This is a genomic window from Polaromonas sp. AET17H-212 (assembly GCF_002379085.1).
Lineage (GTDB): Bacteria > Pseudomonadota > Gammaproteobacteria > Burkholderiales > Burkholderiaceae_C > Polaromonas.
Genome location: NZ_NBZW01000012.1, coordinates 17,816 through 44,028 on the forward strand (window position 1 = coordinate 17,816; position 26,213 = coordinate 44,028).

The 26,213-nt window shown below is 65.1% G+C and carries 24 protein-coding genes; 19 read left to right on the top strand and 5 right to left on the bottom strand.

Features of this window, described 5'->3' with window-relative positions:
- Positions 1 to 42 precede the first annotated feature (42 nt).
- The 3 genes from B7G53_RS11080 to B7G53_RS11090 all read left to right on the top strand — a co-directional run bounded on the left by B7G53_RS11080 (position 43) and on the right by B7G53_RS11090 (position 4,307).
- On the top strand, positions 43 to 1,470 hold the full coding sequence (locus B7G53_RS11080; RefSeq protein ID WP_096667554.1) for a MipA/OmpV family protein: 1,428 nt from the start codon (positions 43 to 45) through the stop codon (positions 1,468 to 1,470).
- Positions 1,471 to 1,723: 253 nt separating this feature from the next.
- Positions 1,724 to 2,461: a response regulator transcription factor gene (locus B7G53_RS11085; protein ID WP_096667556.1), complete on the top strand. Its 738-nt coding sequence runs from the start codon at positions 1,724 to 1,726 to the stop codon at positions 2,459 to 2,461.
- 19 nt (positions 2,462 to 2,480) lie between these two features.
- Positions 2,481 to 4,307 (top strand): sensor histidine kinase, encoded by a 1,827-nt coding sequence (locus B7G53_RS11090; protein WP_096667558.1) that lies wholly within the window; start codon positions 2,481 to 2,483, stop codon positions 4,305 to 4,307.
- A 97-nt stretch (positions 4,308 to 4,404) separates the two neighbouring features.
- Here the strand turns inward: B7G53_RS11090 and mnmA are convergent, their stop codons facing one another.
- Positions 4,405 to 5,556, bottom strand: coding sequence for a tRNA 2-thiouridine(34) synthase MnmA (gene mnmA, locus B7G53_RS11095; protein ID WP_096667560.1), 1,152 nt, complete (start codon positions 5,554 to 5,556; stop codon positions 4,405 to 4,407).
- Positions 5,557 to 5,595: 39 nt separating this feature from the next.
- Positions 5,596 to 6,093: an NUDIX hydrolase gene (locus B7G53_RS11100; RefSeq protein ID WP_096667562.1), complete on the bottom strand. Its 498-nt coding sequence runs from the start codon at positions 6,091 to 6,093 to the stop codon at positions 5,596 to 5,598.
- Positions 6,094 to 6,240: 147 nt separating this feature from the next.
- Between B7G53_RS11100 and B7G53_RS11105 the strand changes: the two genes are divergently transcribed.
- The 5 genes from B7G53_RS11105 (at position 6,241) to B7G53_RS11125 (ending at position 11,892) form a co-directional block, all read left to right on the top strand.
- Positions 6,241 to 7,356: a Re/Si-specific NAD(P)(+) transhydrogenase subunit alpha gene (locus B7G53_RS11105; protein ID WP_096667564.1), complete on the top strand. Its 1,116-nt coding sequence runs from the start codon at positions 6,241 to 6,243 to the stop codon at positions 7,354 to 7,356.
- A gap of 77 nt (positions 7,357 to 7,433) precedes the next feature.
- On the top strand, positions 7,434 to 7,760 hold the full coding sequence (locus B7G53_RS11110; protein ID WP_096667566.1) for an NAD(P) transhydrogenase subunit alpha: 327 nt from the start codon (positions 7,434 to 7,436) through the stop codon (positions 7,758 to 7,760).
- Positions 7,757 to 9,190, top strand: a complete 1,434-nt coding sequence (locus B7G53_RS11115) for an NAD(P)(+) transhydrogenase (Re/Si-specific) subunit beta (protein WP_096667568.1) — start codon at positions 7,757 to 7,759, stop codon at positions 9,188 to 9,190. Before B7G53_RS11110 ends, B7G53_RS11115 begins: the two co-directional genes overlap by 4 nt.
- A gap of 159 nt (positions 9,191 to 9,349) precedes the next feature.
- On the top strand, positions 9,350 to 11,038 hold the full coding sequence (locus tag B7G53_RS11120) for a long-chain-fatty-acid--CoA ligase (protein ID WP_096667570.1): 1,689 nt from the start codon (positions 9,350 to 9,352) through the stop codon (positions 11,036 to 11,038).
- A gap of 95 nt (positions 11,039 to 11,133) precedes the next feature.
- On the top strand, positions 11,134 to 11,892 hold the full coding sequence (locus B7G53_RS11125; RefSeq protein ID WP_096667572.1) for a 5'-methylthioadenosine/adenosylhomocysteine nucleosidase: 759 nt from the start codon (positions 11,134 to 11,136) through the stop codon (positions 11,890 to 11,892).
- A 183-nt stretch (positions 11,893 to 12,075) separates the two neighbouring features.
- Here B7G53_RS11125 and corA read toward each other — a convergent pair whose 3' ends face one another.
- Positions 12,076 to 13,062 (bottom strand): magnesium/cobalt transporter CorA, encoded by a 987-nt coding sequence (corA, locus tag B7G53_RS11130; protein ID WP_096667574.1) that lies wholly within the window; start codon positions 13,060 to 13,062, stop codon positions 12,076 to 12,078.
- Between the two features lie 408 nt (positions 13,063 to 13,470).
- On the opposite strand from corA, the gene hpf reads away from it, so the two are divergent.
- The 3 genes from hpf to hprK all read left to right on the top strand — a co-directional run bounded on the left by hpf (position 13,471) and on the right by hprK (position 15,423).
- On the top strand, positions 13,471 to 13,800 hold the full coding sequence (gene hpf, locus B7G53_RS11135) for a ribosome hibernation-promoting factor, HPF/YfiA family (RefSeq protein WP_096667575.1): 330 nt from the start codon (positions 13,471 to 13,473) through the stop codon (positions 13,798 to 13,800).
- A 154-nt stretch (positions 13,801 to 13,954) separates the two neighbouring features.
- Positions 13,955 to 14,428, top strand: coding sequence for a PTS sugar transporter subunit IIA (locus B7G53_RS11140; protein ID WP_096667577.1), 474 nt, complete (start codon positions 13,955 to 13,957; stop codon positions 14,426 to 14,428).
- A gap of 44 nt (positions 14,429 to 14,472) precedes the next feature.
- A complete protein-coding gene (gene hprK, locus B7G53_RS11145) occupies positions 14,473 to 15,423 on the top strand; it encodes an HPr(Ser) kinase/phosphatase (RefSeq protein WP_096667579.1) in 951 nt (316 codons plus the stop codon).
- A gap of 102 nt (positions 15,424 to 15,525) precedes the next feature.
- Here the strand turns inward: hprK and fur are convergent, their stop codons facing one another.
- A complete protein-coding gene (gene fur, locus B7G53_RS11150) occupies positions 15,526 to 15,978 on the bottom strand; it encodes a ferric iron uptake transcriptional regulator (protein ID WP_096667581.1) in 453 nt (150 codons plus the stop codon).
- A 140-nt stretch (positions 15,979 to 16,118) separates the two neighbouring features.
- Between fur and B7G53_RS11155 the strand changes: the two genes are divergently transcribed.
- The 6 genes from B7G53_RS11155 to B7G53_RS11180 all read left to right on the top strand — a co-directional run bounded on the left by B7G53_RS11155 (position 16,119) and on the right by B7G53_RS11180 (position 22,038).
- Positions 16,119 to 16,700: an outer membrane protein assembly factor BamE gene (locus tag B7G53_RS11155; RefSeq protein WP_096667583.1), complete on the top strand. Its 582-nt coding sequence runs from the start codon at positions 16,119 to 16,121 to the stop codon at positions 16,698 to 16,700.
- Positions 16,697 to 17,518, top strand: coding sequence for a 4-hydroxy-tetrahydrodipicolinate reductase (gene dapB / locus B7G53_RS11160; protein WP_255249975.1), 822 nt, complete (start codon positions 16,697 to 16,699; stop codon positions 17,516 to 17,518). The genes B7G53_RS11155 and dapB overlap by 4 nt, the downstream gene beginning before the upstream one ends.
- Before the next feature lie 127 nt (positions 17,519 to 17,645).
- Positions 17,646 to 18,341: a MotA/TolQ/ExbB proton channel family protein gene (locus B7G53_RS11165; RefSeq protein WP_096667585.1), complete on the top strand. Its 696-nt coding sequence runs from the start codon at positions 17,646 to 17,648 to the stop codon at positions 18,339 to 18,341.
- Positions 18,338 to 18,784: an ExbD/TolR family protein gene (locus B7G53_RS11170; protein ID WP_096667587.1), complete on the top strand. Its 447-nt coding sequence runs from the start codon at positions 18,338 to 18,340 to the stop codon at positions 18,782 to 18,784. The genes B7G53_RS11165 and B7G53_RS11170 overlap by 4 nt, the downstream gene beginning before the upstream one ends.
- A 93-nt stretch (positions 18,785 to 18,877) precedes the next feature.
- A complete protein-coding gene (gene leuS / locus B7G53_RS11175) occupies positions 18,878 to 21,526 on the top strand; it encodes a leucine--tRNA ligase (RefSeq protein ID WP_096667589.1) in 2,649 nt (882 codons plus the stop codon).
- An 11-nt stretch (positions 21,527 to 21,537) separates the two neighbouring features.
- Complete coding sequence (locus B7G53_RS11180) at positions 21,538 to 22,038, top strand: LPS-assembly lipoprotein LptE (RefSeq protein WP_096667591.1); 501 nt, start codon at positions 21,538 to 21,540, stop codon at positions 22,036 to 22,038.
- 126 nt (positions 22,039 to 22,164) lie between these two features.
- Here the strand turns inward: B7G53_RS11180 and rocF are convergent, their stop codons facing one another.
- A complete protein-coding gene (gene rocF / locus B7G53_RS11185; protein WP_096667593.1) occupies positions 22,165 to 23,076 on the bottom strand; it encodes an arginase in 912 nt (303 codons plus the stop codon).
- 85 nt (positions 23,077 to 23,161) lie between these two features.
- On the opposite strand from rocF, the gene holA reads away from it, so the two are divergent.
- Positions 23,162 to 24,271, top strand: coding sequence for a DNA polymerase III subunit delta (gene holA, locus B7G53_RS11190; RefSeq protein ID WP_096667595.1), 1,110 nt, complete (start codon positions 23,162 to 23,164; stop codon positions 24,269 to 24,271).
- A gap of 3 nt (positions 24,272 to 24,274) precedes the next feature.
- Positions 24,275 to 26,206: a type IV pili methyl-accepting chemotaxis transducer N-terminal domain-containing protein gene (locus tag B7G53_RS11195; protein ID WP_096667597.1), complete on the top strand. Its 1,932-nt coding sequence runs from the start codon at positions 24,275 to 24,277 to the stop codon at positions 26,204 to 26,206.
- The last annotated feature ends 7 nt before the right edge of the window (positions 26,207 to 26,213 follow it).

A 26,213-nucleotide genomic window follows, 5' to 3' on the forward strand; every position in this document is an offset into this window, starting at 1 on the left:
TTTGTTGGCTAGGATGAAAACCTGCCAACCGAAAGTGCCGAGATGAGCCTCCCCCCCGATCCTGAAAAAACAGGCCTGCGCCTGACCGCTTTGTGCAAGCCGCTGGGCGCCATCTTGCTGGCGGCGGGTTGCCTGCTGGCACCGGCGGCCCATGCCAACACCGATACCCTCAGCGATCTGCTCGATGGGTCCGGCACTGCCGGGCTGGGCTTCCTGGTGCGTGCCGAGCAGTCGCCCTACGTGGGCGGCGGCGTGCGTTATGACCTGATGCCGCTTTACCTCTACGAAGGCGAGCGCCTGTTTCTTCACGCCAGCCGCGTCGGGGTGAAGGTCTTCAAGGACGAGGCGCAGCGGGTCGATGTGTTCCTCGACCAGCGTTTCGAGGGCTTCAGCGACGACCGCTTGCCGGCCAGCCTGGCCGGCATGGCCGAGCGTGGCGCCGGTCTGGACGCCGGCGTGTCCTGGCGCTACCGCCAGCCCTGGGGAACCGTGCAGGCGGAGTTTGTGCAGGATGTGTCGGGCTTTTCCAGGGGCAGGGAAGTACGGCTGGGCGTCAGCCACGACTGGCGCTCGGGGCGGCTCACGCTGCGACCCAGCCTGACGGTGGCCATGCGCGATGCCAGGCTGAACAACTATTACTACGGCGTGCGGCCCGACGAAGCCACCGCCACGCGACCAGCCTACGCGCCCGGCAGCGGCATCAACACCACCTTGGGGCTGTATGCCTCTTACGCACTGAGCGACGGCTGGCGCCTGCTGGGCGGCGTTTCGCGTACCGACCTGAGCGGCAAGGTGAAGGACAGCCCGATTGTCCGCAAGGGGCCGCAGACCGCCGTGTATTTTGGCGCCGCCTACGATTTCGGCACCCACAAGCAGCACTGGGCCGAGGAAAGTTCACCCACCCATGTGAAGGTGCTGTACGGCAAGTCCACCGAAGACGGCTGCCACCTGGCCAAGATCATCACGCTGACCTGCGCTTCGACGGCCAAGGTCAACTCGACACGCATCGCCGGCGTGCAGATCGGCAAGCCTTTCATCGAACAGCTCAATGGCTGGCCGCTGGACATCGTCGGTTACGTCGGCCTGTTGCAGCACGACGACCGCGGGCTGGCGCCCAACGGGCTGCAGTTCGACGCCTTCATGAAAGCCTACTACTACGGCTTTCCCTGGAGCGATCGTGTCAAGACCCGACTCGGCCTGGGCATCGGGGTATCGCTCGCGCAGCGGGTGCCCTACAGCGAGTCCAGCAGCCAGGCAGCGCGCGGGCGCCAGACCTCGCGGCTGCTCAACTACCTGGACCCGAGCATCGACGTCAGCCTGGGCGACCTGGTGGGCTCACGCGCGCTGAAGAACACCTATCTCGGCTTCGGCGTGTCGCACCGTTCCGGGATCTTTGGCGCCTCACGCCTGCTGGGCAACGTCAACGGCGGCTCCAACTACATCTACACCTACCTCGAAACCGTGCTGTAGGGCCCAGGTTTGCTATCAAAAAAAGAGCTAATGACGACCGTCTGAAAAGGGCTGCAGGCCGGTTTTTCTTTCAGTCATGGGCAGGCGCCGGCGCTCATGTGCGGCCAGCCCCATAAACGGGGGATTGCCGCCGGCACGTCCAGCGTTAACAGTGGAGGCTGACGCGCTTGTCGCAAGCGGGTTCCATGCCTGCTGTCCCTGCGGCATGCCTTTATCATCGGCTGCTGTGCTGCCTCTTCCAAAGATTTCACCCATGCCCGAATGGCGCGTACTGATTGTTGAGGACGATGTTCCGACGCGGGACTTCTTCGCGGACAGCGTCTCTAGCTGTGGGCAGCTGCATCTGGTCGCCGGCGTGGGCACCTTCGAGGAAGCCCGGGCGCTGATCGAGGACAAGAACCAGGTCATCGACATCCTGCTGACGGACCTGGCGCTGCCCGATGGCAACGGGCTGGACCTGATCCGGCTGGCGGGGCGCCTGCGGCCCTCGTGCGAGGCGCTGGTGATTTCGATGTTCGGCGACGAAGACAGCGTGTTGTCCAGCGTCGAAGCCGGTGCCCTCGGTTACATCCAGAAGGATTTCACGCCGGACAACATTGCGCACACGATTCTGGAGATGAAGGACGGCGCCTCGCCGATCTCGCCGATGATCGCGCGCCGGGTGCTGGCCAAGTACCGCGCACTGCACCTGGTCGATCAGGCGCCCGCCGCGGCGGCGGCCGGAGCAGGGGGGCGCGGCGCGGGCGAGACGCCTGTCGCTGGCCCCGGCCGTGCGCTGCTGTCCGTGCGGGAGCAGGAAGTCCTGGAGCTGATCGCGCGCGGCTTTTCCTATGCGGAAATTTCAAAACTCAAGAGTGTGAGCGTGCACACCGTCCAGTCCCACATCAAGAACCTCTATACCAAGCTTGCGGTGCATTCCAAGAGCGAGGCGGTTTACGAGGCGACCCGGCTGGGCCTGCTGCAGCCGCCGTCGGCGGCCGACGCGCGCTGAGCCGTGGTGGCCTGAAGACATGCGCGTCCGCAGTTTCTGGTGTGGGCTGGTGTGGGCCCTGCTCTGCTGGGGTAGCGCCCACGCCGAGGTGCAGGAACTGCGCCAGGCCAGGGCCCTCATCACGCTGCAGGGCGGGGCGCCGGTGCCGTCCAGTGTCGAGCTGCCCTACCACTGGGACCGGCGTCATCCCGGGCTGGCCGGCGCCGCCACCTTTGAAATTGACTTCGGACCGCCGGCCACCAGCGCCAAATCCTATGCCATCTACATACCCAGGCTGGGCAACGCCTATGAAATCTGGCTCAACGGCAATCTGCTGGAAAAAAATGGCGACCTGACAAAGTTCAATGGGGGCGACTACGCCAAGGTGCCACGTTTTGTGCCCGTCGCAACAGATCTCCTGCGGCCGTCGAACCGGCTGTTGATCCATGTCCGCGCCGACGTGGGCCGGCGCGGCGGACTGGCAACGCCGGTGGTGGGGCCGGACGAGGAGGTTCGCCGGCTTTACAGCAGCGACTACAACTGGCGCGCCACGGGAACCCTGGTGGTGGTGGTGCTCAGCTTCATGGTCGGCATGGTGGCGCTGGCCTTGTGGTTCACGCAGACCGATCCGACGCGGGCCTACCGCGCGGTGCGCGACCCGATGTACCTGCTGGGCGGGCTCGCCGAGCTGTTCTGGACGGTGCGTGTCGGCGATGTGCTGATTGAAAACCCGCCGCTGCCCTGGCCGGCCTGGGGCATGGTGACGGTGATGATGACGGGCGGCTGGCTGACCTGCATGGGAAGTTTTGGCGTGCGGGTGGCCGGCTGGTCCGAACTCAAGCCGGCGGTCTGGTTCAACCGCATGACCTGGACACTGTTTGCCATGGGCCTGCCGCTGATTGCATGGGCACTGGTGTTTGCATCGCCGCAGGTGCTGACTGCCTGGTACGGCGCTTACGCCCTGACGTTCACCTGCTTCATCGGCTTTTTCTGCTGGCGCGCGCTGCGCCACGCCACGCCGGCGCACCGGGTGGTGGCCGCGGCGCTTTTTGTCAATGTGCTGGTGGGCCTGCGCGACTGGTTTGTGTTCCGCATCAGCCCGTCCTACGCCGACAACACCCTGCTGCGTTACTCCTCGATGCTGTTCGGGCTGGCGCTGGCCTATATCGTGATCACGCGTTTTCGCGAGGTCAGCACCCAGGCGCGCGACCTGATGAACAACCTGTCCTCCCGCATCTCGCAGAAAGAGCGCGAGCTGGGCCAGACCTACCGCCAGGTCGAGCAGCTGGCGCGCGAACAGGAGCGGGTCAACGAGCGCACCCGCATCCTGCGCGACATGCACGACGGTGTGGGCGCCCACCTGAGCGCCGCGATCCGGCAACTGCAGTCGGGCAAGGCCAGCACCGACGACGTGTTGCAGACGCTGCGCTACACGCTGGACCAGCTCAAGCTGTCCATCGACGCCATGCATTTGCTGCCGGGCGACATCAGCTCGCTGCTGGCCAACCTGCGGTACCGGCTGGAGCCGCGTTTTGCCGCCTCGGACATCGAGCTGCAGTGGGTGGTGGGTAGCCTCGAGCCGGTCGCCCACATGGAAGCCAATGCCATGCGCCAGCTGCAGTTCATGGTGTTCGAGGCGCTGTCGAATGTGCTGCAGCATTCGCAGGCGACGACACTGGCGATCGAGGCCGAGATGGCCGGCGCCGGCGTGTGCCTGCGCGTCGTCGACAACGGGCGCGGCTTCGACGCCGCCGCTGCGCCGCGCAAGGGGCTGCTGTCGATGCGCGAGCGGGCGAGCGCGATTGGCGTGGCCATCGCCATCGAAAGCCGGCCGGGCCGCACGGCCGTTGAAATACGGATTCCGTGACCGGTTGGCCGCGCGAAATGCTATTAAATCAGTAGCCGTTAGTGCAGGCGTATCAGGGGCTAGGCCTTGATTTGACCGCAAAGACCGGGTGGCGGGCTCAGGGCAGCGCCGGCGTGTTGCTCGCGGCAATCACGCCGCCGCCCATGCAGACTTCGCCCTGGTAGAGCACGGCCGACTGGCCCGGTGTGACGGCCCACTGCGGCTGCTCGAAGTGCAGTTCGGCCTGCGTGGCGGAAGCGGCCACCAGCGTGCAGGCCGCGTCGGCCTGCCGGTAGCGCGTTTTGGCGGCCATGGCCCCCAGGGCCGGCGGCGCGCCGGCGACCCAGCTGCAGTCCTGCACCTGCACCTCGGTGGAGAGCAGCCAGGGGTGGTCGTGGCCCTGCACCACCCAGAGGGTGTTGGTCGCCATGTCCTTGCGCGCCACAAACCAGGGCTCGTGTTCGCCGACACCGCGCTGGCCGAGCGCCTGCACCGCCTTGAGTTCGGCGCCGCGCGCCTTCACACCGCCTATGCCCAGGCCCTGGCGTTGGCCCAGGGTGTAAAAACTCAGGCCCACATGTTCGCCCAGCACCCGGCCCTGGTCGTTCTTGATCGGTCCCGGCGCCTTGGCGATGTAGCGGTTCAGGAACTCGCGGAACGGCCGTTCACCGATGAAACAAATGCCGGTCGAGTCCTTCTTCTTCGCGTTCGGCAGGCCGATTTCGTCGGCGATGCGCCGCACCTCGGTCTTCTTCAGCTCGCCGACCGGAAACAGCGTTTTGGACAGCTGCGCCTGGTTCAGGCGGTGCAGGAAATAACTCTGGTCCTTGGCCGGGTCCAGGCCCTTGAGCAGTTCGTGCAGGCCGGTGGCCTCGTTCAGGCGCACACGGGCATAGTGGCCTGTCGCAATTTTTTCGGCGCCCAGCCGCATCGCATGGTCAAGGAAGGCCTTGAACTTGATCTCGGCGTTGCACAGGATGTCGGGATTCGGCGTGCGGCCGGCCTGGTACTCGCGCAGGAACTCGGCAAAGACGCGGTCCTTGTAGTCGGCGGCAAAGTTGACGTGTTCGATGGCGATGCCGATCACGTCGGCCACCGCCGCGGCGTCGACGAAGTCGACGTTGGACGAGCAGAACTCGCTGTCATCGTCGTCTTCCCAGTTCTTCATGAAGATGCCGATGACTTCATGGCCCTGCTGTTTGAGCAGGTGCGCGGTCACCGCGGAGTCCACGCCGCCACTCAATCCGACAACGATACGTTGCTTGTGCATGACAGCATTTTAGGTGGTGAGGCGATGGGGGCGAGAGGCTCAGGCCTTGACGTCGTAGACGCTGGGGTCGGTGGTCAGCAGGTCCACGGGGTAACGTTTGCCGGCCAGGTAGTCGTCCATGCAGGTCAGCAACAAGGGACTGCGGTGCAAGTGAGCACAAGCCCGGATCTCGTCGGGTGTCAGCCACAGGGTGCGCACAATGCCTTCGTCCAGCGCCTGCCCAACCATCTCCTCGCCGAGTGTGCCGCAAAAGGCAAAACGCAGGTAGGTGATGTCCAGCGGGATGTCCTGGCCAGGCACCGGTTTTTCGAAACGCGACATATAAATCCCCACCAGCGCCTGCGGCGTGAAGTGAAACGCGGTTTCTTCCAGCGTCTCCCGCGCGCAACCCTGGATCGGGCTTTCGCCCGGGTCCAGGTGGCCGGCCGGATTGTTCAGGCGCAGGCCATCCTGCGTGTGTTCTTCCACCAGCAAAAACCGGCCCTCGCGCTCGATGATGGCCGCGACCGTGACACTGGGTTTCCATCGTGTATTCATCGCAGCATTATCCGTGGGCCACCTGTCCGCACTGCAGCCTGCGGGACTTCCAGAGAGCCGCGTCCAAAAAAAGCCGGGGAAAGTCATGTAAGCTCGCTGACAGGTAACAATTTCACGTAGAACTACTTACGCAACGAGGAGACACCCATGCGAATCGGGGTACCGGCCGAAATCACGGCGGGGGAAACACGCGTTGCCGTCACGCCCGAGACGGCCAAAAAACTAAAAAGCCAGGGCCACACCGTCTGCATCCAGTCGGGTGCCGGCGTGGCTGCCAGCGTGCCCGATGAGGCCTATGTCGCCGCGGGCGCCGAGATCACCGATGCCGCCGGCGCCTATGCCAGCGACATCGTGCTCAAGGTGCGTTGCCCGCTGGACAGCGAAATCGGCCTGGCCAAAGCCGGCACGGTGCTGGTCGGCATGCTCAATCCCTTTGACCCTGCCGGCCTGCAACGGCTGGCCGCCGCGCAACTGACGGCGTTCGCGCTCGAAGCAGCGCCGCGCACCAGCCGCGCGCAAAGCATGGACGTGTTGTCATCGCAGGCCAACATCGCCGGCTACAAGGCCGTGATGATGGCGGCCAACAGCTATCAGCGCTTCTTCCCGATGCTGATGACCGCCGCCGGCACCGTCAAGGCCGCCCGTGTGGTGATTCTCGGCGTTGGTGTGGCCGGTCTGCAGGCGATTGCCACGGCCAAACGGCTGGGCGCGGTGATCGAGGCCAGCGACGTGCGTCCCAGCGTCAAGGAGCAGGTCGAGTCACTGGGTGGCAAGTTCATCGACGTGCCTTACGAGACCGACGAAGAGCGCGAAGCGGCCGTCGGTGTCGGCGGCTATGCCAAACCCATGCCACCCAGCTGGCTGGAGCGGCAAAAGGCCGAGGTCGCCAAACGCGTGGCCCTGGCCGATGTCGTGATCACTACCGCGCTGATTCCGGGCCGTGCCGCCCCGGTGCTGGTGACCGAAGACATGGTCAAGGCCATGAAGCCGGGCAGCGTGATTGTCGATCTGGCCGCGCCGCAAGGCGGCAACTGCCCGCTGACCGAACCCGGCAAAACCGTGGTCAAACACGGCGTCACGCTGATCGGCGAGACCAATGTGCCGGCGCTGGTCGCCGCCGACGCCAGCGCGCTGTACGCCCGCAACCTGCTGGACTTCCTCAAGCTGGTCATCAGCAAGGAAGGCACGCTCAACATCGACCTCGAAGACGACATCGTGGCAGCCTGCCTGATGACGCAGGGCGGCGAAGTCAAGCGCAAGTAGTTCCACGCGAAGCCAAGAAGCAATAACCCACTTTCACGGGCCAGGCGGCAGCGCCAGCCCACCAGGAGAAGAAGACCATGGATGCAGTGTCACCCACCATCATCAACCTCATCATCTTCGTGCTGGCCATTTACGTGGGTTACCACGTGGTGTGGACCGTCACGCCCGCCCTGCACACGCCGCTGATGGCGGTGACCAACGCGATTTCGGCCATTGTCATCGTCGGCGCCATGCTGGCCGCCGCGCTGACGGTCACGCCGCTGGGCAAGACCATGGGCGTGCTCGCCGTGGCGCTGGCCGCGGTCAATGTGTTCGGTGGCTTCCTGGTCACGCGCCGCATGCTGGAGATGTTCCGCAAGAAAGAAAAGAAAACAGCGGCCGCTGATGCAGGAGCCGCCAAATGAGCATGAACCTCGTCACGCTGCTGTACCTGGTGGCTTCGGTCTGTTTCATCCAGGCGCTCAAGGGCCTGTCGCATCCCACGACCTCGATCCGCGGCAACCTGTTCGGCATGGTGGGCATGGCGATCGCCATCCTGACCACCGGCGCCCTGATCGTGGAGATTTCGGGCGGCAAGGCTGCCGGCATGGTCTACGTGCTGGCCGCGCTGGTGGTCGGCGGCAGCGTTGGCACCCTGATGGCCAAACGCGTCGAAATGACCAAGATGCCCGAGCTGGTCGCCTTCATGCACAGCATGATTGGCCTGGCCGCGGTGTTCATCGCGGTAGCCGCCATGGCTGAGCCCGACGCCTTTGGCATCGTGGCCGCGGGCCTGCCCACGGCGGCGATTCCGGCCGGCAACCGGCTGGAGCTGTTCCTCGGTGCGGCGATCGGCGCGATCACCTTCAGCGGCTCGGTGATTGCCTTCGGCAAGCTCAGTGGCAAGTACAAGTTCCGCCTGTTCCAGGGCGCGCCGGTGACGTTTGCCGGCCAGCACATGATCAACCTGGTGCTGGGCATCGCCACGCTGGCGCTCGGTCTGGTCTTCATGTTCACCGGCAACTGGACGGCCTTTTTTGCGATGCTGGCGCTGTCTTTCGTGCTGGGCGTGCTGATCATCATCCCGATCGGCGGCGCCGACATGCCGGTCGTTGTGTCCATGCTCAACAGCTACTCGGGCTGGGCCGCGGCCGGCATCGGCTTTTCGCTGAACAACGCCATGCTGATCGTGGCCGGCTCGCTGGTCGGTTCGTCGGGTGCCATCCTGTCTTACATCATGTGCAAGGCGATGAACCGCTCCTTCTTCAACGTGATCCTCGGCGGCTTTGGCGGCGAGGCCGGCACGGCCGCCGCCGGCGCCAAGGAGCAGCGTCCGGTCAAGTCCGGCTCGGCCGACGACGCGGCCTTCATCCTGGGCAATGCTGAAACCGTGATCATCGTGCCGGGTTACGGCCTGGCGGTGGCGCGGGCCCAGCATTCGGTCAAGGAGCTCGCACAAAAACTCACCGACCGCGGTGTCAACGTCAAGTACGCGATTCATCCGGTGGCGGGCCGCATGCCCGGCCACATGAACGTGCTGCTGGCCGAGGCCGAGGTGCCGTATGACCAGGTCTTCGAGATGGAAGACATCAACGCCGAGTTCGGCCAGGCCGACGTGGCCATCATCCTGGGGGCCAATGATGTGGTCAACCCGGCGGCCCACGTCAAGGGCAGCGCCATCTACGGCATGCCCATCCTCGAGGCCTACAAGGCCAAAACCGTCATCGTCAACAAACGCTCCATGGCTGCTGGGTATGCCGGCCTGGACAACGAGCTGTTCTACATGGACAAGACCATGATGGTCTTTGGCGATGCGAAAAAAGTGATCGAGGACATGGGCAAGGCGATTGAGTAACCGGGCCGCCCGGGCGCAGCTTTTTCGCACAAATGACATGAATCAGAGGGGCGTCCCTTCTGATTTGGCCGTTTCCTAGGGAAAACGCAATAGCCCCGCCGAGGGTCGCGCCGCGACAATCCGTGGCAGTTGTTCAATCGTCATCTGGAGAAGACAAGCATGAATGCATCCACCCTCGACCGTCCCTGGCTGAAAGCCTATCCGCCGGGCGTGCCGGCCGATATCGATGCGTCGCAATACGCTTCGCTGGTAGCGCTGATGGAAGAAAGTTTTTCCAAAAACGCTTCGGCCGTGGCCTACAGCTTCATGGGCAAGGACATCACGTTCGGCCAGACCGACAGCCTGTCGCAGGCTTTTGCCGCCTACCTGCAGGGCTTGGGGCTGGCCAAGGGTGATCGCGTCGCCATCATGATGCCCAATGTGCCGCAGTACCCGGTCGCGGTGGCGGCCATCCTGCGCGCCGGTTATGTGGTGGTCAATGTCAATCCCCTGTACACGCCGCGCGAGCTGGAGCACCAGCTCAAGGATTCGGGCGCCAAGGCGATTGTCATCATCGAGAACTTCGCCAACACGCTGGAACAGTGCATTGCGAACACGCCGGTCAAGCATGTGGTGCTCACGGCCATGGGCGACCAGCTCGGCGTGCTCAAGGGTGCGCTGGTCAACTACGTGGTTCGCAACGTCAAGAAAATGGTGCCGCCCTTCAATTTGCCCGGCGCCGTGCGTTTCAATGACGCGGTGGCCCAGGGGACGCGCGGCAGCCTCAAGCGGCCCGACCTCAAGCCTGACGACGTGGCGGTGCTGCAGTACACCGGCGGCACCACCGGCGTTTCCAAGGGCGCCGTGCTGTTGCACCGCAATGTGATTGCCAACGTGCTTCAGTCCGAAGCCTGGAACGGCCCGGCCATGGCCGGCATGGCGGCGGGTGTGCAGCCGACCTATGTCTGCGCGCTGCCGCTGTACCATATCTTCGCGTTCACCGTGAACATGATGCTGGGCATGCGCACCGGCGGCAAGAACATCCTGATCCCGAACCCGCGCGACCTGCCGGCCGTGCTCAAGGAGCTGTCCAAACACAAGGTGCACAGCTTCCCGGCGGTCAACACCCTGTTCAACGGCCTGGCCAACCATCCCGACTTCAACACCGTGGACTGGTCGCACCTGAAGGTGTCGCTGGGTGGCGGCATGGCGGTGCAAAGCGCCGTCGCCAAGCTCTGGCTGGAAAAAACCGGTTGCCCGATCTGTGAAGGTTACGGCCTGTCGGAAACCTCGCCGTCGGCCAGTTGCAACCCGACCAACAGCAAGGTCTTCACCGGCACCATTGGTGTGCCGATTCCCAGCACTTATTTCAAGCTGCTCGACGACGACGGCAACGAGGTGCCGCCCGGCCAGCCCGGCGAGATCGCCATCAAGGGCCCGCAGGTCATGGCCGGCTACTGGCAGCGTCCCGACGAAACCGCCAAGGTCATGACGCCTGACGGTTACTTCAAGTCGGGCGACATCGGCGTGGTCGACGAGCGCGGCTTCTTCAGGATCGTGGACCGCAAGAAGGACATGATTCTGGTCAGCGGTTTCAATGTCTACCCGAACGAGGTTGAAGACGTGGTCTCCGGCATGGAAGGCGTGATGGAGTGCGCCTGCGTCGGGGTGGCGGACGACAAGTCGGGCGAGGCCGTCAAGCTGGTCATTGTCAAGAAGAACCCGGACCTGACCGAAGCCCAGGTGCGCGAGTTCTGCAAGACCAACCTGACCGGTTACAAGCAGCCCAAGGTGGTCGAGTTCCGCACCGAGCTGCCGAAAACCCCGGTCGGCAAGATCCTGCGCCGGGAATTGCGCGACAAGAAGTAGCGCAGGCCCGGCAGGTGAAAGAAAAAGGCGGCTCCGGCTGCCTTTTTTCCTTGGTGCGGCCAGGAACGGGCACCCGTTCGGGCAAACTTGCAGCCATGAAACCTACCGCCATCCTGAGCGCCCTCGCCGAAGAGCAGCGGGGCCTGCTGGAGCTGCTGCAGCGGCCGCAGAAAACCCGCCATGCCGGCCGCGACTTCTGGCAGGGTGAGCTGCATGGCCAGCCCGTGGTGCTGGCGCTGTCAAAAATTGGCAAGGTGGCCGCGGCCACCACGGCGACGGCGCTGATCGAGCGTTTCGCTGTCGGCCGCGTGGTGTTCACCGGGGTGGCCGGCGGGCTGGGCGAGGGTGTGCAGGTCGGGGACGTGGTGGTGGCGACCGATTTCCTGCAGCACGACCTGGATGTCTCGCCGCTGTTTCCACGCTACGAGGTGCCGTTTTACGGGAAGGCCCGGTTCGACGGTGACACGGCCCTCACCGCGCTGCTTTATGCGGCGGCCTGTGCCGCGCTGGCCCCGGTGGAGGCGGGCCGGTCCGCGCAGCGTTTTCCGCAGGCCCGCGTCCACCAGGGCCTGCTGGCCAGCGGCGACCGGTTTGTCTCGGGTTCCGCCGAGTCGCAGGCCCTGCAGGCCGCGCTGGCCGGCGCCGGGCACGCGGTGCTGGCCGTCGAGATGGAGGGCGCCGCCGTGGCCCAGGTCTGCCTCGATTACGGCGTGCCCTTTGCCGCCATGCGCACGATTTCAGACCGCGCCGATGACAGCGCCCATGTGGATTTCTCGAGTTTTGTCGAGCAGGTGGCCAGCCATTACGCGCAGGCCATTGTTGAGCGATTTTTGCTTTCGCTATCAATAAAGTAGCTGCTGGCGACCGCCTTACAAGGGCTGGAGGCCGATTCGGCTAAAAATCGTCGGTTAGGCTGCCACCGACAGCCGTGTGTCCTCTTCATACCAGCCAGGGCCGCGGGTCCGGCTTTGCCGGCCCGCAGGCGCAGCGGCCCCCTCGGGGGGCAGGGAGTTCCGCGCAGTGAGCGACCGTGGGGGCTATTTCAACCAGCCGCGCCGCCGGAAGTACCACATCGGCACCACCGCGCTCGCCGCCATCAGCACCAGCGCATACGGGTAGCCCAGCGCCCAGTCGAGTTCCGGCATCAGCTTGAAGTTCATGCCGTACACGCTGGCGATCAGCGTGGGCGGCAGCAGGGCGACGCTGGCCACCGAGAAGATCTTGATGATCTTGTTCTGGTTGATGTTGATGAAACCGACCGTGGCGTCCATCAGGAAGTTGATCTTGTCGAAAAGAAAAGCCGTGTGGGAGTCCAGCGAGTCGATGTCGCGCAGGATCTGGCGCGCTTCCTCGAACTGCTCGCTGTTGAGCATCTTGCTGCGCATCATGAAGCTCACGGCGCGGCGCGTGTCCATCACGTTGCGGCGGATGCGACCGCTCAGGTCTTCGTGGCGGGCGATGGCGCCCAGCACCTCGCCGGCCATCACGTCCGTCACATCGCCCGACAACACCTTGGTGCTGACCTTTTCAAGGTCGATGTAAATGCCTTCGAGCGTGTCGGCCGAGTATTCGGCATCGGCGTCGAACAGCTTGAGCAGCACTTCCTTGGCGTCCTCGATCAGGCCCGGGGCCCGGCGCGCGCGCATGCGCAGCAGGCGGAACACCGGCACATCCTCGTCGTGGATCGAAAACAGCACGCCCTTGCTCTTGAGGTTGTCATTGACCAGGTTCAGGATGAAGGCGACCCGCACGGTGCGGGGTTCCTCGTCGTCGGCAATCAGGAAGTCGGAGCGGATGTGCAACTCGCCGTTGTCTTCTTCGTAAAAACGCGCCGACTCCTCGATGTCCTCGTCCATCACGTCTTCGGGAATCGACAGGCCGTAATACTGCTTGATCCAGCGTTTTTCTTCCAGCGTCGGTGACTCCAGGTCCACCCAGATCGGCTGGAACCGGGACAGCTCCTCCAGCGATTCGATCTCTTCCTGGAACAGGCGCCCGTTGGCGAGCGTGAAAATATTGAGCATGACTGGCTCCCAATCGGTTTGGGGGCGCCGGCACCGGGCAGGCGTCTGCCCGGCGTTGGCGGGGTTGTGGATGGTGGCATCGCTTTCAACCCCGGGATGACGCTGGCGTCAGTCTGCGGCGCTGAAAGCTAGCGACTGGGGCTGCTTTCCAAGGATTTCTCCGTATTGACCAAGCTGCGATTATGGCATTTTGGCCCGGATTTCACTACCGGTTCCGGCCTGCGGCCAGGTTCCCGCCAGAGGGTCAAGCACCTTTTCCGACCGTTTCATTTATTGTTGCGATGCACGGTTGCGTTTGCCCCGGTTCGGGCGCATAGTGAAAACCAGAGAGTTGTCCGTCCGCCGCCCGGCAGCCTTGCCAGAGCGGTGTTTTTAACCCCCCTCCAGCCATGGAAAAGGAGTCTCTTTATGAATTTGACGATCAGCGGCCACCACCTTGAAGTTACCCCCGCCTTGCGCGGTTACGTGACCAGCAAACTGGATCGAATTACGCGGCATTTTGACCAGGTGGTGGATGTGAAGGTCCTGTTGACAGTGGATAACATGAAAGAAAAGGAGTTGCGCCAGAGAGCCGAGTGCAATGTGCATGTCAAGGGACGTGACCTGTTCGCCGAAAGTTCGCACGCTGACCTGTATGCGGCGGTTGATGAACTCGCTGACAAGCTGGACCGCCAAGTCGGCCGCTACAAGACCAAAACCCAGGATCACCACCACGTGACTGCCAAGCGGGAGATGTGAGCGACGCCGCAGGCGGCGGCTGGCGGAAAATGCCACCCCGTGCTGCCTCCAGATCCCCCTCCGGAAGGCCGCCTGTGCCCTCAGGCGGCTTTTTTATGGCCCGGATGGCCGCCATGCACACGAAAGTGCATAATTCGGCGACTCTAACCTTGTTATGAACCGTCTTTCGCAAATATTGCCTCCTACCCAGGTGCTGGTCAGTGTCGAGGCCACCAGCAAGAAGCGTGCTTTTGAAGAAGCCGGCCTGCTGTTCGAGAACCTGCATGGCCTGAACCGGGCGCTGATCACCGACAGCCTCTTCGCGCGCGAGCGCCTGGGCTCGACCGGGCTGGGCCATGGCGTGGCGATTCCGCACGGGCGCATCAAGGGCCTGAAAGCCCCGATGGCGGCGGTGTTCCAGCTGCACGCCCCGATCGGCTTCGATGCGCCTGACGAGCAGGCCGTCGGCTTGCTGATTTTCCTGCTGGTGCCCGAAGCGGCCACCCAGAAACACCTTGAGATCCTGTCCGAAATCGCCGAACTGCTCAGCGACAGCGCCCTGCGCGATCGGCTCAAGGCCTGCACCGACGCGACTGCGCTGCACCAGCTGATTGCCTCTTGGCAGTCCAGCCAGGCTGTCAGCCCCTGACCCGCGCGCGTGACCGTGACGCAGATTTTCCCCTCCCCCGCGGCATGAAGCCCACCGTCGTCAGTGCCGACGTCCTGTTTGAGGACCACCGCGCCGCGCTGAAGTGGGAATGGGTGGCCGGGCTGGGCGCCTCGGAGCGGCGCTTCGACGAGGTCGCCGTGCGGGCGGCCCGCTCGGGTGCCGATCTGGTCGGTTACCTCAATTACATCCACCCCTACCGCGTGCAGCTGCTCGGCGAGCGCGAAGTGGCCTACCTGAGCCGGGGCACCCCCGAAGACTGCGCCCGCCGCATTGCGCGCATTGTCACGCTGGAGCCGCCGGTGCTGATCATTGCCGACGGCCAGGTGGCGCCCGACACGCTGCTGTCGATGTGCGAGCGTGCCCAGATACCCATGTTCGCCACCAAGGAATCGGCTGCGTTTGTGATCGACGTGCTGCGGGCCTACCTGTCCAAGCATTTCGCTGACCGCACCTCCATGCACGGCGTGTTCATGGACATCCTTGGCGTCGGGCTGATGATCACCGGCGAGTCCGGCCTGGGCAAAAGCGAGCTGGGCCTGGAACTGATCTCGCGCGGGCACGGCCTGGTGGCCGACGACGCGGTGGACCTGTACCGCATCAACCAGACCACCATCGAAGGGCGTTGCCCGGAACTGCTGCAGAACCTGCTCGAAGTACGCGGCATCGGCCTGCTCGACATCAAGGCAATTTTTGGCGAGACCGCGGTGCGGCGCAAGATGCGGCTCAAGCTCATCGTGCACCTGGTGCGACGCGAAACGCTGGAGCGCGAGTACGAGCGCATCCCTTATGAGCCGCTGACCCAGGACGTGCTGGGCATTCCGGTGCGCAAGGTGATCATCCAGGTGGTGGCCGGGCGCAACATCGCGGTGCTGGTCGAGGCCGCGGTACGCAATGTCATCCTGCAGCTGCGCGGCATCGACACCTACCAGGAGTTTGTCGAACGGCATCGCCAGGCCATGGAGCGGGGCGGTTAGACCGGATTTAGCTATCTATTTGATAGCTGTTGGCGCAATAACCACGGGGGCTGAGCCCAATTTTCATTGAAATGCCAGGTGCGCCAGCGGCGCCGGCGCGGCTCAGCCGTGGTGCGGATGCCGTGGCGACACGGGCCGGTTCGGGCACTTTTCCTTGGTGCAGTTGGCGTACATCGACAGCGAATGGTCGGCAATCGCAAACCCCTTGGCCTTGGCGACCGCGTGCTGGCGCTTTTCGATTTCCGCGTCGTAAAACTCCTCGACCTTGCCGCAATCGAGGCACACCAGGTGGTCATGGTGCTGGCCTTCGTTGATTTCGTAGACGGCCTTGCCGGATTCGAAATTGCTGCGGTTGAGCAGGCCGGCCTGCTCAAACTGGGTCAACACGCGGTACACCGTGGCGAGCCCGATGTCGGACCGGTCTTCCAGCAGCACCCGGAAAACATCTTCCGCCGTCATGTGCCGCTGCTTGCCGGCCTGGAAAATCTCCAGAATCTTCAGGCGCGGCAGGGTGGCTTTCAGTCCGGTGTTCTTGAGTTCGTCGATGTTGCTCATGGGGGAGGCTTCCTGAGGAAAAGGGGCCGCAGTCGGGGCCTGTGCAGGCTCGGCAGTCAGGGGGCGGGGGGCGCGTACGCGGCCGCACCCTGCCGCTACAATGGCCAATCATATCGCTACACCCCCCTACTATGTCAGCCATGCGTGCAAATTACCGTCGCGGCCTCCAAGCCGCTTTCGCCGTCCTGGCCTGCGCCGGACTGGCTGCCTGCGGCAGCAGCAAAGGCATGACCGGGGGCTTGAGCGAAAGCAAAATCAACCCCGTCAACTGGATCACGCCCTACAAGGTCGAGATTGTCCAGGGCAACTTCGTCTCCAAGGAGCAGGTCGAACTGCTCAAGCCCGGCATGACCCGGGACCAGGTGCGCCAGGTGCTGGGCACACCGCTGCTGGCCAGCGTGTTCCATGCGGACCGATGGGACTATGTGTTCACCCTGAAGCGCCAGGGCGTGGAGCCGCAGGCGCTCAGGCTCACGGTGTTTTTCAAGGGTGAGGCCCTCGAGCGGTTCGAGGGCGACACCATGCCCAGCGAGTCGGACTTCGTCGCCAAGCTGGACTCGCGCCGCAAGCTCGGCAAGGTGCCGGTGCTGGAGCTGACCGAAGAGCAGCTCCAGGCCGCCGAAAAGAAACCGGCCGCGACGGCCACCCCCACCCCGCTGACACCTCCCGTGTCCGCGCCGTCGGCCGCCAGCTACCCCCCGCTGGAAAGCCCGGCCCGGTGAGCGCACCGCAGCAGGCCCCTCTGCGCATCGCGGTGGCCGGCGCCAGCGGCCGCATGGGCCAGATGCTGGTCGAGGCGGTGCGCAGCAGCGGCGACTGCCAGCTGAGCGGCGCGCTGGATGTGGCCAGCAGCCCGGGTCTGGGAAACGATGCCACGGCCTTCCTCGGACAGGCCAGCGGTGTCGTGATCACCGCCGACCTGGCCGCCGGTCTGGGCGGCGCCCAGGTGCTGATCGACTTCACCCGGCCGGAAGGCACGATGGCCCACCTGGCCCAGTGCCGCGAACTCGGCGTCAAGCTGGTGATCGGCACGACCGGATTTTCCGACGCGCAAAAAGCCGAGATCGCCGCTGCCGCCAAAGACATCGCCATCATGATGGCGCCCAACATGAGTGTCGGTGTCAACGTGACGCTCAAACTGCTCGAGATGGCCGCCAAGGCCCTGAGCACCGGTTACGACATCGAAATCATCGAGGCCCATCACCGGCACAAGGTGGATGCGCCGTCCGGCACCGCGCTGAAAATGGGCGAGGTGATCGCCAGCGCGCTCGGCCGCGACCTCAAGGACTGCGCGGTGTACGCCCGCGAAGGCGTGACCGGCGAGCGTGACCCCTCGTCCATCGGTTTTGCGACGATTCGCGGCGGCGACATTGTCGGTGACCACACCGTGCTGTTTGCCGGTACCGGCGAACGGATTGAAATCACCCACAAATCCTCCAGCCGCGTCACCTACGCCCAGGGCAGCCTGCGGGCCGCGCGTTTTCTGGCCGACAAACCGGCCGGCCTGTACGACATGTTCGATGTGCTGAACCTGAAATGAGCGCCACGACAAGCGTCGGATCAGCGTCTTTCCCAGCCAGGGCCGCGGAACCGGCTCCGCCGGGCCGCAGGCGCAGCGCCCCCTCGGGGGGCAGCGCAATACGCGAAGCGACAAGCGTGGGGGCCTCATGTTCTCGCTGATCACCCAGGGCGACGCCGTGACCGGCCTGGTGGCGGCGCTGCTGCTGCTGATGTCGGTGGCCAGCTGGGTGGTGATTGTCTGGAAAGCCTGGCTGCTCAAGCGGGCGGTCGGCGATGTGGCGCGTAGCACGGCCGTGTTCTGGCAGTCCGCCTCTGTCGAGGAGGCCGAGCCCAAGGTGGCCGCGTTCGACCGCGAGGCGCTGGTGCTGCCCCTGATCGCCGCCACCCGGCGCCAGGCCGGCGGCACGCTGGCCTCGGCCGGCGACAGGTCCCAGCAGCTGACGCGGCTCCTGCGCGATGCGCTGCATGCGGTGCTGCACAAGCTGCAATACGGCCAGGTCCTGCTGGCCACCGTCGGTTCCACCGCGCCCTTTGTCGGCCTGCTGGGCACCGTCTGGGGCATTTACCACGCGCTGACCGGCATTGCCGCGGCCGGCCAGATCACCATCGACAAGGTCTCCGGCCCGGTCGGCGAGGCGCTGATCATGACCGCCGCCGGCCTGGCCGTGGCGATCCCGGCCGTGCTGGCCTACAACGTCTTCGGCCGCCACATCGGCCGCATCGAGGCTGACCTGGAAGGCTTTGCCTACGATTTACGCGAATTGCTGGCCGCAGCGGGCCCCGGCGGCCAGGCTGCCGAACGCAGCAAAGAGTCGGCGGACGCAGGCGCGAGGGTGTTGTGAGTTTTGGTCGCCTTGAACGCACCCAGGGCGCCCAGCCCATGAGCGAGATCAATGTCACCCCGCTGGTGGACGTGATGCTGGTGCTGGTGGTGATCTTCATCATCACCGCGCCGCTGCTGGCCAGCTCGATCAAGCTGGACCTGCCCAAAAGTGAGGCCGCGCGGCCCAACGAAGCGCCGCAATTTGTCACGCTGGTGGTCGACAAGGCCGGCCAGGCCTTCCTCAATGACCAGCCGGTTTCCGGCGACCAGCTGGGCCAGCGCCTGCGGCAAAGCGCGGCGCTGAACCCCGACACGGAAGTGCAGCTGCGCGCCGACGAGGCTGTGCACTACGGCCGCATCGTCGAGGTCATGGGCATCGCGCAAAAAGCCGGCCTGAACCGCATCGGCTTCGTCGCCAACGTTCCCGCCACCGCAACGCCGGCCCCAGCGACCCGGCCCTGACGGCGCGCCAGCGGGGCCAGCCCGGTCCAGCGCCTAAAATCCCTGCAACCGGCAGCCAGCAGCTGCTTCATTTTTTTCCATTTTCCGTGCGCCATGCAAGACAAATACAACCACCTCGACGTTGAGCGCAGTGCGCAAACCCACTGGATCGCCGCGGATGCCTACCGCGTCACCGAAGACTCGTCCAAAAAGAAGTATTACGCCTGCTCGATGCTGCCTTACCCCAGCGGCAAGTTGCACATGGGCCATGTGCGTAACTACACCATCAACGACATGCTCACGCGTTACCTGCGCATGAAGGGCTACAACGTGCTCATGCCCATGGGCTGGGACGCCTTCGGCCTGCCGGCCGAAAACGCCGCGATGAAAAACGGCGTGCCGCCGGCGCAATGGACCTACGACAACATCGCCTACATGAAAAAGCAGATGCAGGCGATGGGGCTGGCGATCGACTGGAGCCGCGAGGTCGCCACCTGCGACCCGAGTTATTACAAGTGGAACCAGTGGCTGTTCCTGAAGATGCTGGACAAGGGCATTGCCTACCGCAAGACCCAGGTCGTGAACTGGGACCCGGTGGACCAGACCGTGCTCGCCAACGAACAGGTCATTGACGGCAAGGGCTGGCGCACCGGCGCCGTGGTCGAAAAACGCGAGATTCCCGGTTACTACCTGAAGATCACCGACTACGCCGAAGAACTGCTCGAGCATGTGCAGACCAAGCTGCCGGGCTGGCCCGAGCGCGTCAAGCTGATGCAGGAAAACTGGATAGGCAAAAGCGAAGGCGTGCGTTTTGCGTTCACGCACGACATCCGCGGCAGCGATGGTGCGCTGATCGGCGACGGCAAGATGTACGTCTTCACCACGCGCGCCGACACCATCATGGGTGTGACCTTCTGCGCCGTGGCGCCCGAACACCCGCTGGCGATCCACGCGGCGGCGTCAAACCCCCAACTCGCGGCCTTCATCGAGGACTGCAAGTCCGGCGGCACCACCGAAGCCGAACTGGCGACGCAGGAAAAAAAGGGCATGGCCACCGGCCTGTTTGTCACGCACCCATTGACCGGCGACCCGGTCGAGGTCTGGGTCGGCAACTACGTGCTGATGAGTTACGGCGACGGCGCGGTGATGGGGGTGCCCGCGCATGACGAGCGCGACTTCGAGTTCGCGAAGAAATACAAGCTGCCGATCCAGCAGGTTACGGATGTGCCCGGCAAGACCTACAGCACCGCCGCTTGGGCCGACTGGTACGGCGACAAGCAGCAGGGCGTGGCGATCCACTCCGGCAAATACGACGGCCTGGCTTTCAAGGCAGCCGTTGATGCGGTGGCCGCCGACCTGGCCGCCAAGGGGCTGGGCGAGAAAAAGATCACCTGGCGTCTGCGCGACTGGGGCGTGAGCCGCCAGCGTTACTGGGGCACGCCGATTCCCATCATCCACTGCGAGGAACACGGCGCGGTGCCGGTGCCCGAAAAAGATCTGCCGGTGGTGTTGCCGCAGGACTGCGTGCCCGACGGCTCGGGCAACCCGCTGCACAAGCACGAAGGTTTCCACGCCGGCGTGACCTGCCCGGTCTGCGGCAAGCCGGCGCGGCGCGAGACCGACACCATGGACACCTTCGTGGATTCGTCCTGGTATTACATGCGTTACTGCGACCCGAAGAACGAGGACAAAATGGTCGCGGAGGGCGCCAGCTACTGGATGCCCATGGACCAGTACATAGGCGGCATCGAACATGCGATCCTGCACCTGCTGTATGCGCGTTTCTGGACCAAGGTCATGCGCGACATGGGCCTGGTCAAGGTCGACGAACCTTTCACCAAGCTGCTGACCCAGGGCATGGTGCTCAACCACATCTACTCGCGCAAGGGCGACAAGGGCGGCGTCGAATACTTCTGGCCGGCCGATGTGGACGACGTCCATGACGAACAGGGCAAGGTCATTGGCGCCAAGCTCCGGAAGGACGGCTCCATGGTCAGCTACGAAGGCGTGGGCACCATGAGCAAAAGCAAGAACAACGGCGTGGATCCGCAGGATCTGATCGAGAAATACGGCGCCGACACCGCGCGCCTGTACACCATGTTCACCTCCCCGCCGGAAGCCACACTGGAGTGGAACGACGCGGGCGTCGAGGGCTCCTACCGTTTCCTGCGCCGCGTCTGGAACTTCGGCGTCAAGCTCGATGCTATGAATTTGGGAGCTGCTGGCGTCCGTCCCCAAAAGGCCGGAGCCCAATTTGACAAGGAAACGCAAGCGCTGCGGCGCGAGATCCACACGGTGCTCAAGCAGATCGACTACGACTACCAGCGCATGCAGTACAACACCGTGGTGTCGGGCGCCATGAAGCTGCTCAACGCGCTGGAAGATTTCAAGGGCCAGATGTCGGCCGGCGCGGCATTTGCCCTGCGCGATGGCATGGGCATCCTGCTGCGCTGCCTTTACCCCGCAACGCCGCATGTGGCGCACGCGCTGTGGGACGATCTCGGTTTTGCGAAAGACCAGGGTGGCCTGCTTGATGCACCCTGGCCGGAGGTTGATGAATCCGCCCTGGTGCAGGACGAGATCGAGCTGGTGCTGCAGATCAACGGCAAGCTGCGCGGCTCGGTCACCGTGGCTGCCGGCGCCGACAAGGCCGCGATCGAGGCGGCGGCGCTGGCCTCCGACGCGTTTGTCAAGCAGGCCGCCGGCGCCCCGGCCAAAAAAGTCATCGTTGTGCCGGGCCGCCTGGTCAACATCGTCGTCTGAAGGAAGCCACCATGCAACGTCGCGTTTTCCTGTTGTCCGCTGCGGCGGCCTGGGGCCTGAGTGCCTGCGGTTTTGCCTTGCGCAAGGCCCCCAACTATGCGTTCAAGACCATATACAGCGGTGCGGCCGAAACCTCGACGCTGGGCACCGAGCTCAACCGCAACCTGGAAGCCGGCGGAACGGTGAAGGTGATCCGCGACGCCCGCCTGATCGCTCAGGCGGACGTGATTCTCGACGTGTTGCTCGACCAGCGCGAAAAAACCGTGGTGGGCATCAACGCCTCGGGCCAGGTGCGCGAGTTCCAGCTGCGCACGCGGTTCAGGTTCCAGCTGCGCACGCTCAAGGGCAAGTTGCTGATTCCCCCCGCCGAAATTGTGCTGCAGCGCGACATCAGCTTCAACGAGTCCGCGGTGCTGGCCAAGGAAACCGAGGAGGCGCTGCTCTACCGCGACATGCAGAGTGACATCGTCCAGCAGATCCTGCGCCGTCTGGCGGCCGTCAAGGAGATCTGAGGCTGCGGCCCTGTGCTGCAGGCCGGGATAGATGATGAAATCGGGCACGAGCCCAATAAACGCGGGCGCAAACAGCTATTAATTCAGTAGCGCGCACAGCGCCTGCGCGGGCCGGTCTCTTGAAGCTCAGCGCATCAGCGTGCTTTTGCCGAACAGGCTTTCGACCAGTTCCAGCACCACTTCGGCCGTGGCGTTGCGCACATCCAGGGCCGGGTTGAGCTCCATCACGTCCAGCGAGGCCAGGCGGCCGGTGTCGGCGATCATTTCCATGCACAGCTGGGCTTCGCGGTAAGTCGGGCCGCCCTTGACGGCCGTGGCCACACCGGGCGCAATCATGGCATCGAGGAAATCCACGTCGAAACTCACATGCAGGTGGGTCTGCGCATCGACACCGGCCAGCGCCGCCTCCATGGTGTGCCGCATGCCCTGCTCATCGATGTAACGCATGTCGAACACTTCCAGGCCCGACTGCCGGATCAAGTGCTTTTCGCCTTCGTCGACGCTGCGAATGCCGATCTGCCGCACGGCCGAGGCCTGGATCGCCGGGACCACACCGCCGATGCCGGTCAGCTCGGCCGGGCCCTGCCCGCACAACACGGCCACGGGCATGCCGTGGGTGTTGCCGGTGGGGGTCAGGCTGGCGGTATTGAAGTCGGCGTGCGCGTCCAGCCACAGGACACGCAGCGCCTGGCCGGTCTGGCGGCAGCGGCGTGCCACGGCGCTGATGGAGCCGATGGCCAGGCAGTGGTCGCCGCCCAGCAGGAGCGGCAGGTCGCCCTCGCTGAGGGCCGAGAACACGGCCTCATGCACCGAGCGGTTCCAGGCGGCCACTTCGGCCAGGTGGCGGTAACCCCGAACCGGTGCCTGCCACGGGTTGGGCGGGCCGCCCAGGTTGCCGTCGTCCGCCACCTGCAGGCCGCGGCCTTCCAGCGTGGCCTGCAGGCCGGCCACGCGCAGCGCCTCGGGGCCCATCGACGCGCCGCGGGTGCCGGCGCCGATGTCGGTGGGCGCGCCAATCAGGCGAATACGTTGTGTCATGGGACGCAGTATGCCGCCCCCGGGCCGCGTCTGCCAGCGCAGCAGGACTTGATGCAAACCCCCCAGCCGCTAAACTTGGGCCACCATGAACCTGGCACCCGCCCAACTGTCCGACCACCTCAAGCGCGGGCTCAAGAGCCTGTACACCCTGCACGGCGACGAGCCGCTGCTGGTGCAGGAGTTCGCCGACGCGCTGCGCGCAGCCGCGCGGGAGCAGGGATACACCGAACGCACGGTGCACACCGTGGCCGGCGCCCATTTCGACTGGAGCGAGGTGTTGGCCAGCGGCGGCTCGTTGAGCCTGTTTGCCGACAAGCAGATCGTGGAGATCCGCATCCCCAGCGGCAAGCCCGGCAAGGACGGCTCGGTCGCGCTGCAGCAGATTGCCGAACGCGCCCAGGGCGACGACAGCACGCTGACCCTGGTGCTGTTGCCGCGCCTGGACAGCATGACGACCAAGGGCGCCTGGTTTGGCGCGCTGGAAAGTTTTGGCACCACGGTCAAGTTCGACCCGATTGAGCGCCGCAACCTGCCGCAGTGGATCGCGCAGCGCCTGCAGCAGCAGGGCCAGCGGGTGGCGCCAGGCGAGGAGGGGCAGCGCACGCTGCAGTTTTTTGCCGACCGCGTCGAAGGCAACCTGCTGGCCGCCCACCAGGAGATCCAGAAGCTGGGGCTGCTCTATCCCCCCGGCGCGGGGGCGTCGGCGGAACTGGGGTTCGACCAGGTCGAAAACGCCGTGCTCAACGTCGCGCGTTACGACGTGTTCAAGCTGTCCGAAGCGGTGCTCGGCGGCCAGGCCCTGCGCGTCCAGCGCATGCTCGACGGCCTGCAGTCCGAGGGCGAATCCGAGGTGCTGGTGCACTGGGCCCTGAGCGAGGACATTCGCAGCATGAAGCGGGTCAAGGACGCGCTGGGCGCGGGCCGGCCCATGCCGATGGCCCTGCGCGAAAACCGTGTCTGGGGTGTCAAGGAAAAACTGTTCGAACGGTTGTTGCCCCACATGGGCGACACCACGCTGGCCAATTTGCTGCATGCCGCCCACAAAGTCGACGGCATCGTCAAGGGCCTGAAGCAGCCCGACTGGCCGGCCGACGGCTGGCAGGCGCTGCAGCGCCTGGCCGCCATGGTGTGCAGCGCCTGCGCGGCGCCCACAGCCAGCGCCCGCGGCGCACGCCAGACCGGGACGCGGCCCTGAGCCATGCAGCACACCGCCTCCCTCTCCAAAAAGCTCATGCGCATCGGGGCCAGCCTGCTGGTGGTGGCCCTGGTCTCCATCGGGCTGACCCTGTGGGTGACCTGGCAGCTCGAAGGCGGCGCCGCGGCCGTCAACGAAGCCGGGCGCATGCGCATGCAGACCTGGCGTCTGGCCAGCGCCGTGCAGGCCGGCGTGGAACGCGCCGAACTGCAGGCGCTGGTGGCCCGGTTCGACGAAAGCCTGGCCTTGCTGCGCGAGGGCGACCCTTCCCGGCCGCTGTTTGTGCCCTGGGACGACCAGGTGCGCGCGCGTTTCAACGATGTCGAGTCCCTGTGGCGCACCCAGCGGGCGCTGTGGCTGGCCGAGCCAGCGCCGGCGGCGCAGGACCTGCTGAAGGCCGGGGGTGCGTTTGTGGACGCCAGCGACCGGCTGGTGCTGGTGATCGAGCAGCACCTGTCCCGGCTGACCGCCATCCTGAACCTGTTCCAGTTCCTGATGATGGCGCTGGCCATCGGCGGGGCGGTCATCATGCTGTTCACCGGCTACATGTATGTGATCAATCCCCTGGTCCAGCTCCGGCAGGGCTTGCGCAAGCTGGAGTCCGGCGATTTCAGGACACGCATCGAGGTCGATACCGTGGACGAGTTCGGCCAGGTGGCGGCCGGTTTCAACCACATGGCCATCACCCTGCAGTCGCTGTACGAGGGGCTGGAGGCCAAGGTCGAGGCCAAGACGCGGCGCATCGAGGCGCAACGCGCGCGGCTGGAGGCGCTGTACAAGGTCAGCGCCTTTCTGGCCCAGGCCGGCAGCATTGACGAGCTGGCACGCGGCTTTGCCCAGCGCGTGCGCGCCGTGATGAAGGCCGACGCCGCCGCCGTCCGCTGGTCCGATGATGCCAACCAGCGCTATCTGATGCTGGCTTCCGACTGTTTCCCGCAGGAGCTGGTGGAGGAAGAGCGCAGCCTGCTGGCCGGTGCCTGCGCCTGCGGCAACCTGCGGCCGGACGCGCGCACCCGCGTGATTCCCATCCTCAGCCATGACGAAGCGCCGGTGCGCCACTGCGCCAAGGTCGGCTACGAAAGTGTCGTCACGGTGCCGATCCGCCTGCAGCAGCGCCTGCTCGGCGAGTTCAACCTGTTCTTTCGCACGCCCGTCCTGCTGAGTGCCGACGAGATCGAACTGCTGGATGCGCTGGCCAGCCACCTGGCCAGTTCGCTGGAAGGTTTGCGCGCCGACGCCCTGGACCGGGAGGCGGCGGTGGCGGAGGAGCGCGCGTTGCTGGCGCGCAACCTGCATGATTCGATTGCGCAATCCCTGGCCTTTCTCAAGATCCAGGTGCAGCTGCTGCGGACAGCCGTGCAGAAGGAGCAGGCGCCCCAGGTGCAGGGTGCGCTGGACGAGCTGGACGTCGGTCTGCGCGAAAGCATCAGCGATGTCCGGGAGTTGCTGGTGCATTTCCGCACGCGCACCAACACCGACGACATCGAGCAGGCCCTGCAGGAAACCCTGCAGAAGTTCCAGAGCCAGACCGGCCTTCCTGCCCAGTTGCAGGTGCAGGGGCAGGGCCTGCCGCTGCCTTCCGACGTGCAGGTGCAGGTGCTGCATGTGCTCCAGGAAGCCCTGTCCAATATACGCAAACATGCCGGCGCCACGCAGGTCGGCCTCGACGTGCACAAGGGCGCGCGCTGGCGTTTTGTGGTGCGCGACAACGGCGCCGGCTTCGACACCGGCAAGCACCCCGGACCGTCCCATGTCGGCCTGACCATCATGCGCGAGCGGGCCGGGCGCATAGGCGCCGAGGTCGAGATCGTTTCCAGGGCGGGGCAGGGAACCACCGTGACACTGACGCTGCCGCCGCATCCGGAGGTCGGCGGCGGCGTCGCGGCCAAGACCCCGGCCGTCGCAGCCATGACCGCTGGCGCGCACGGCGACTGAGGGAGAC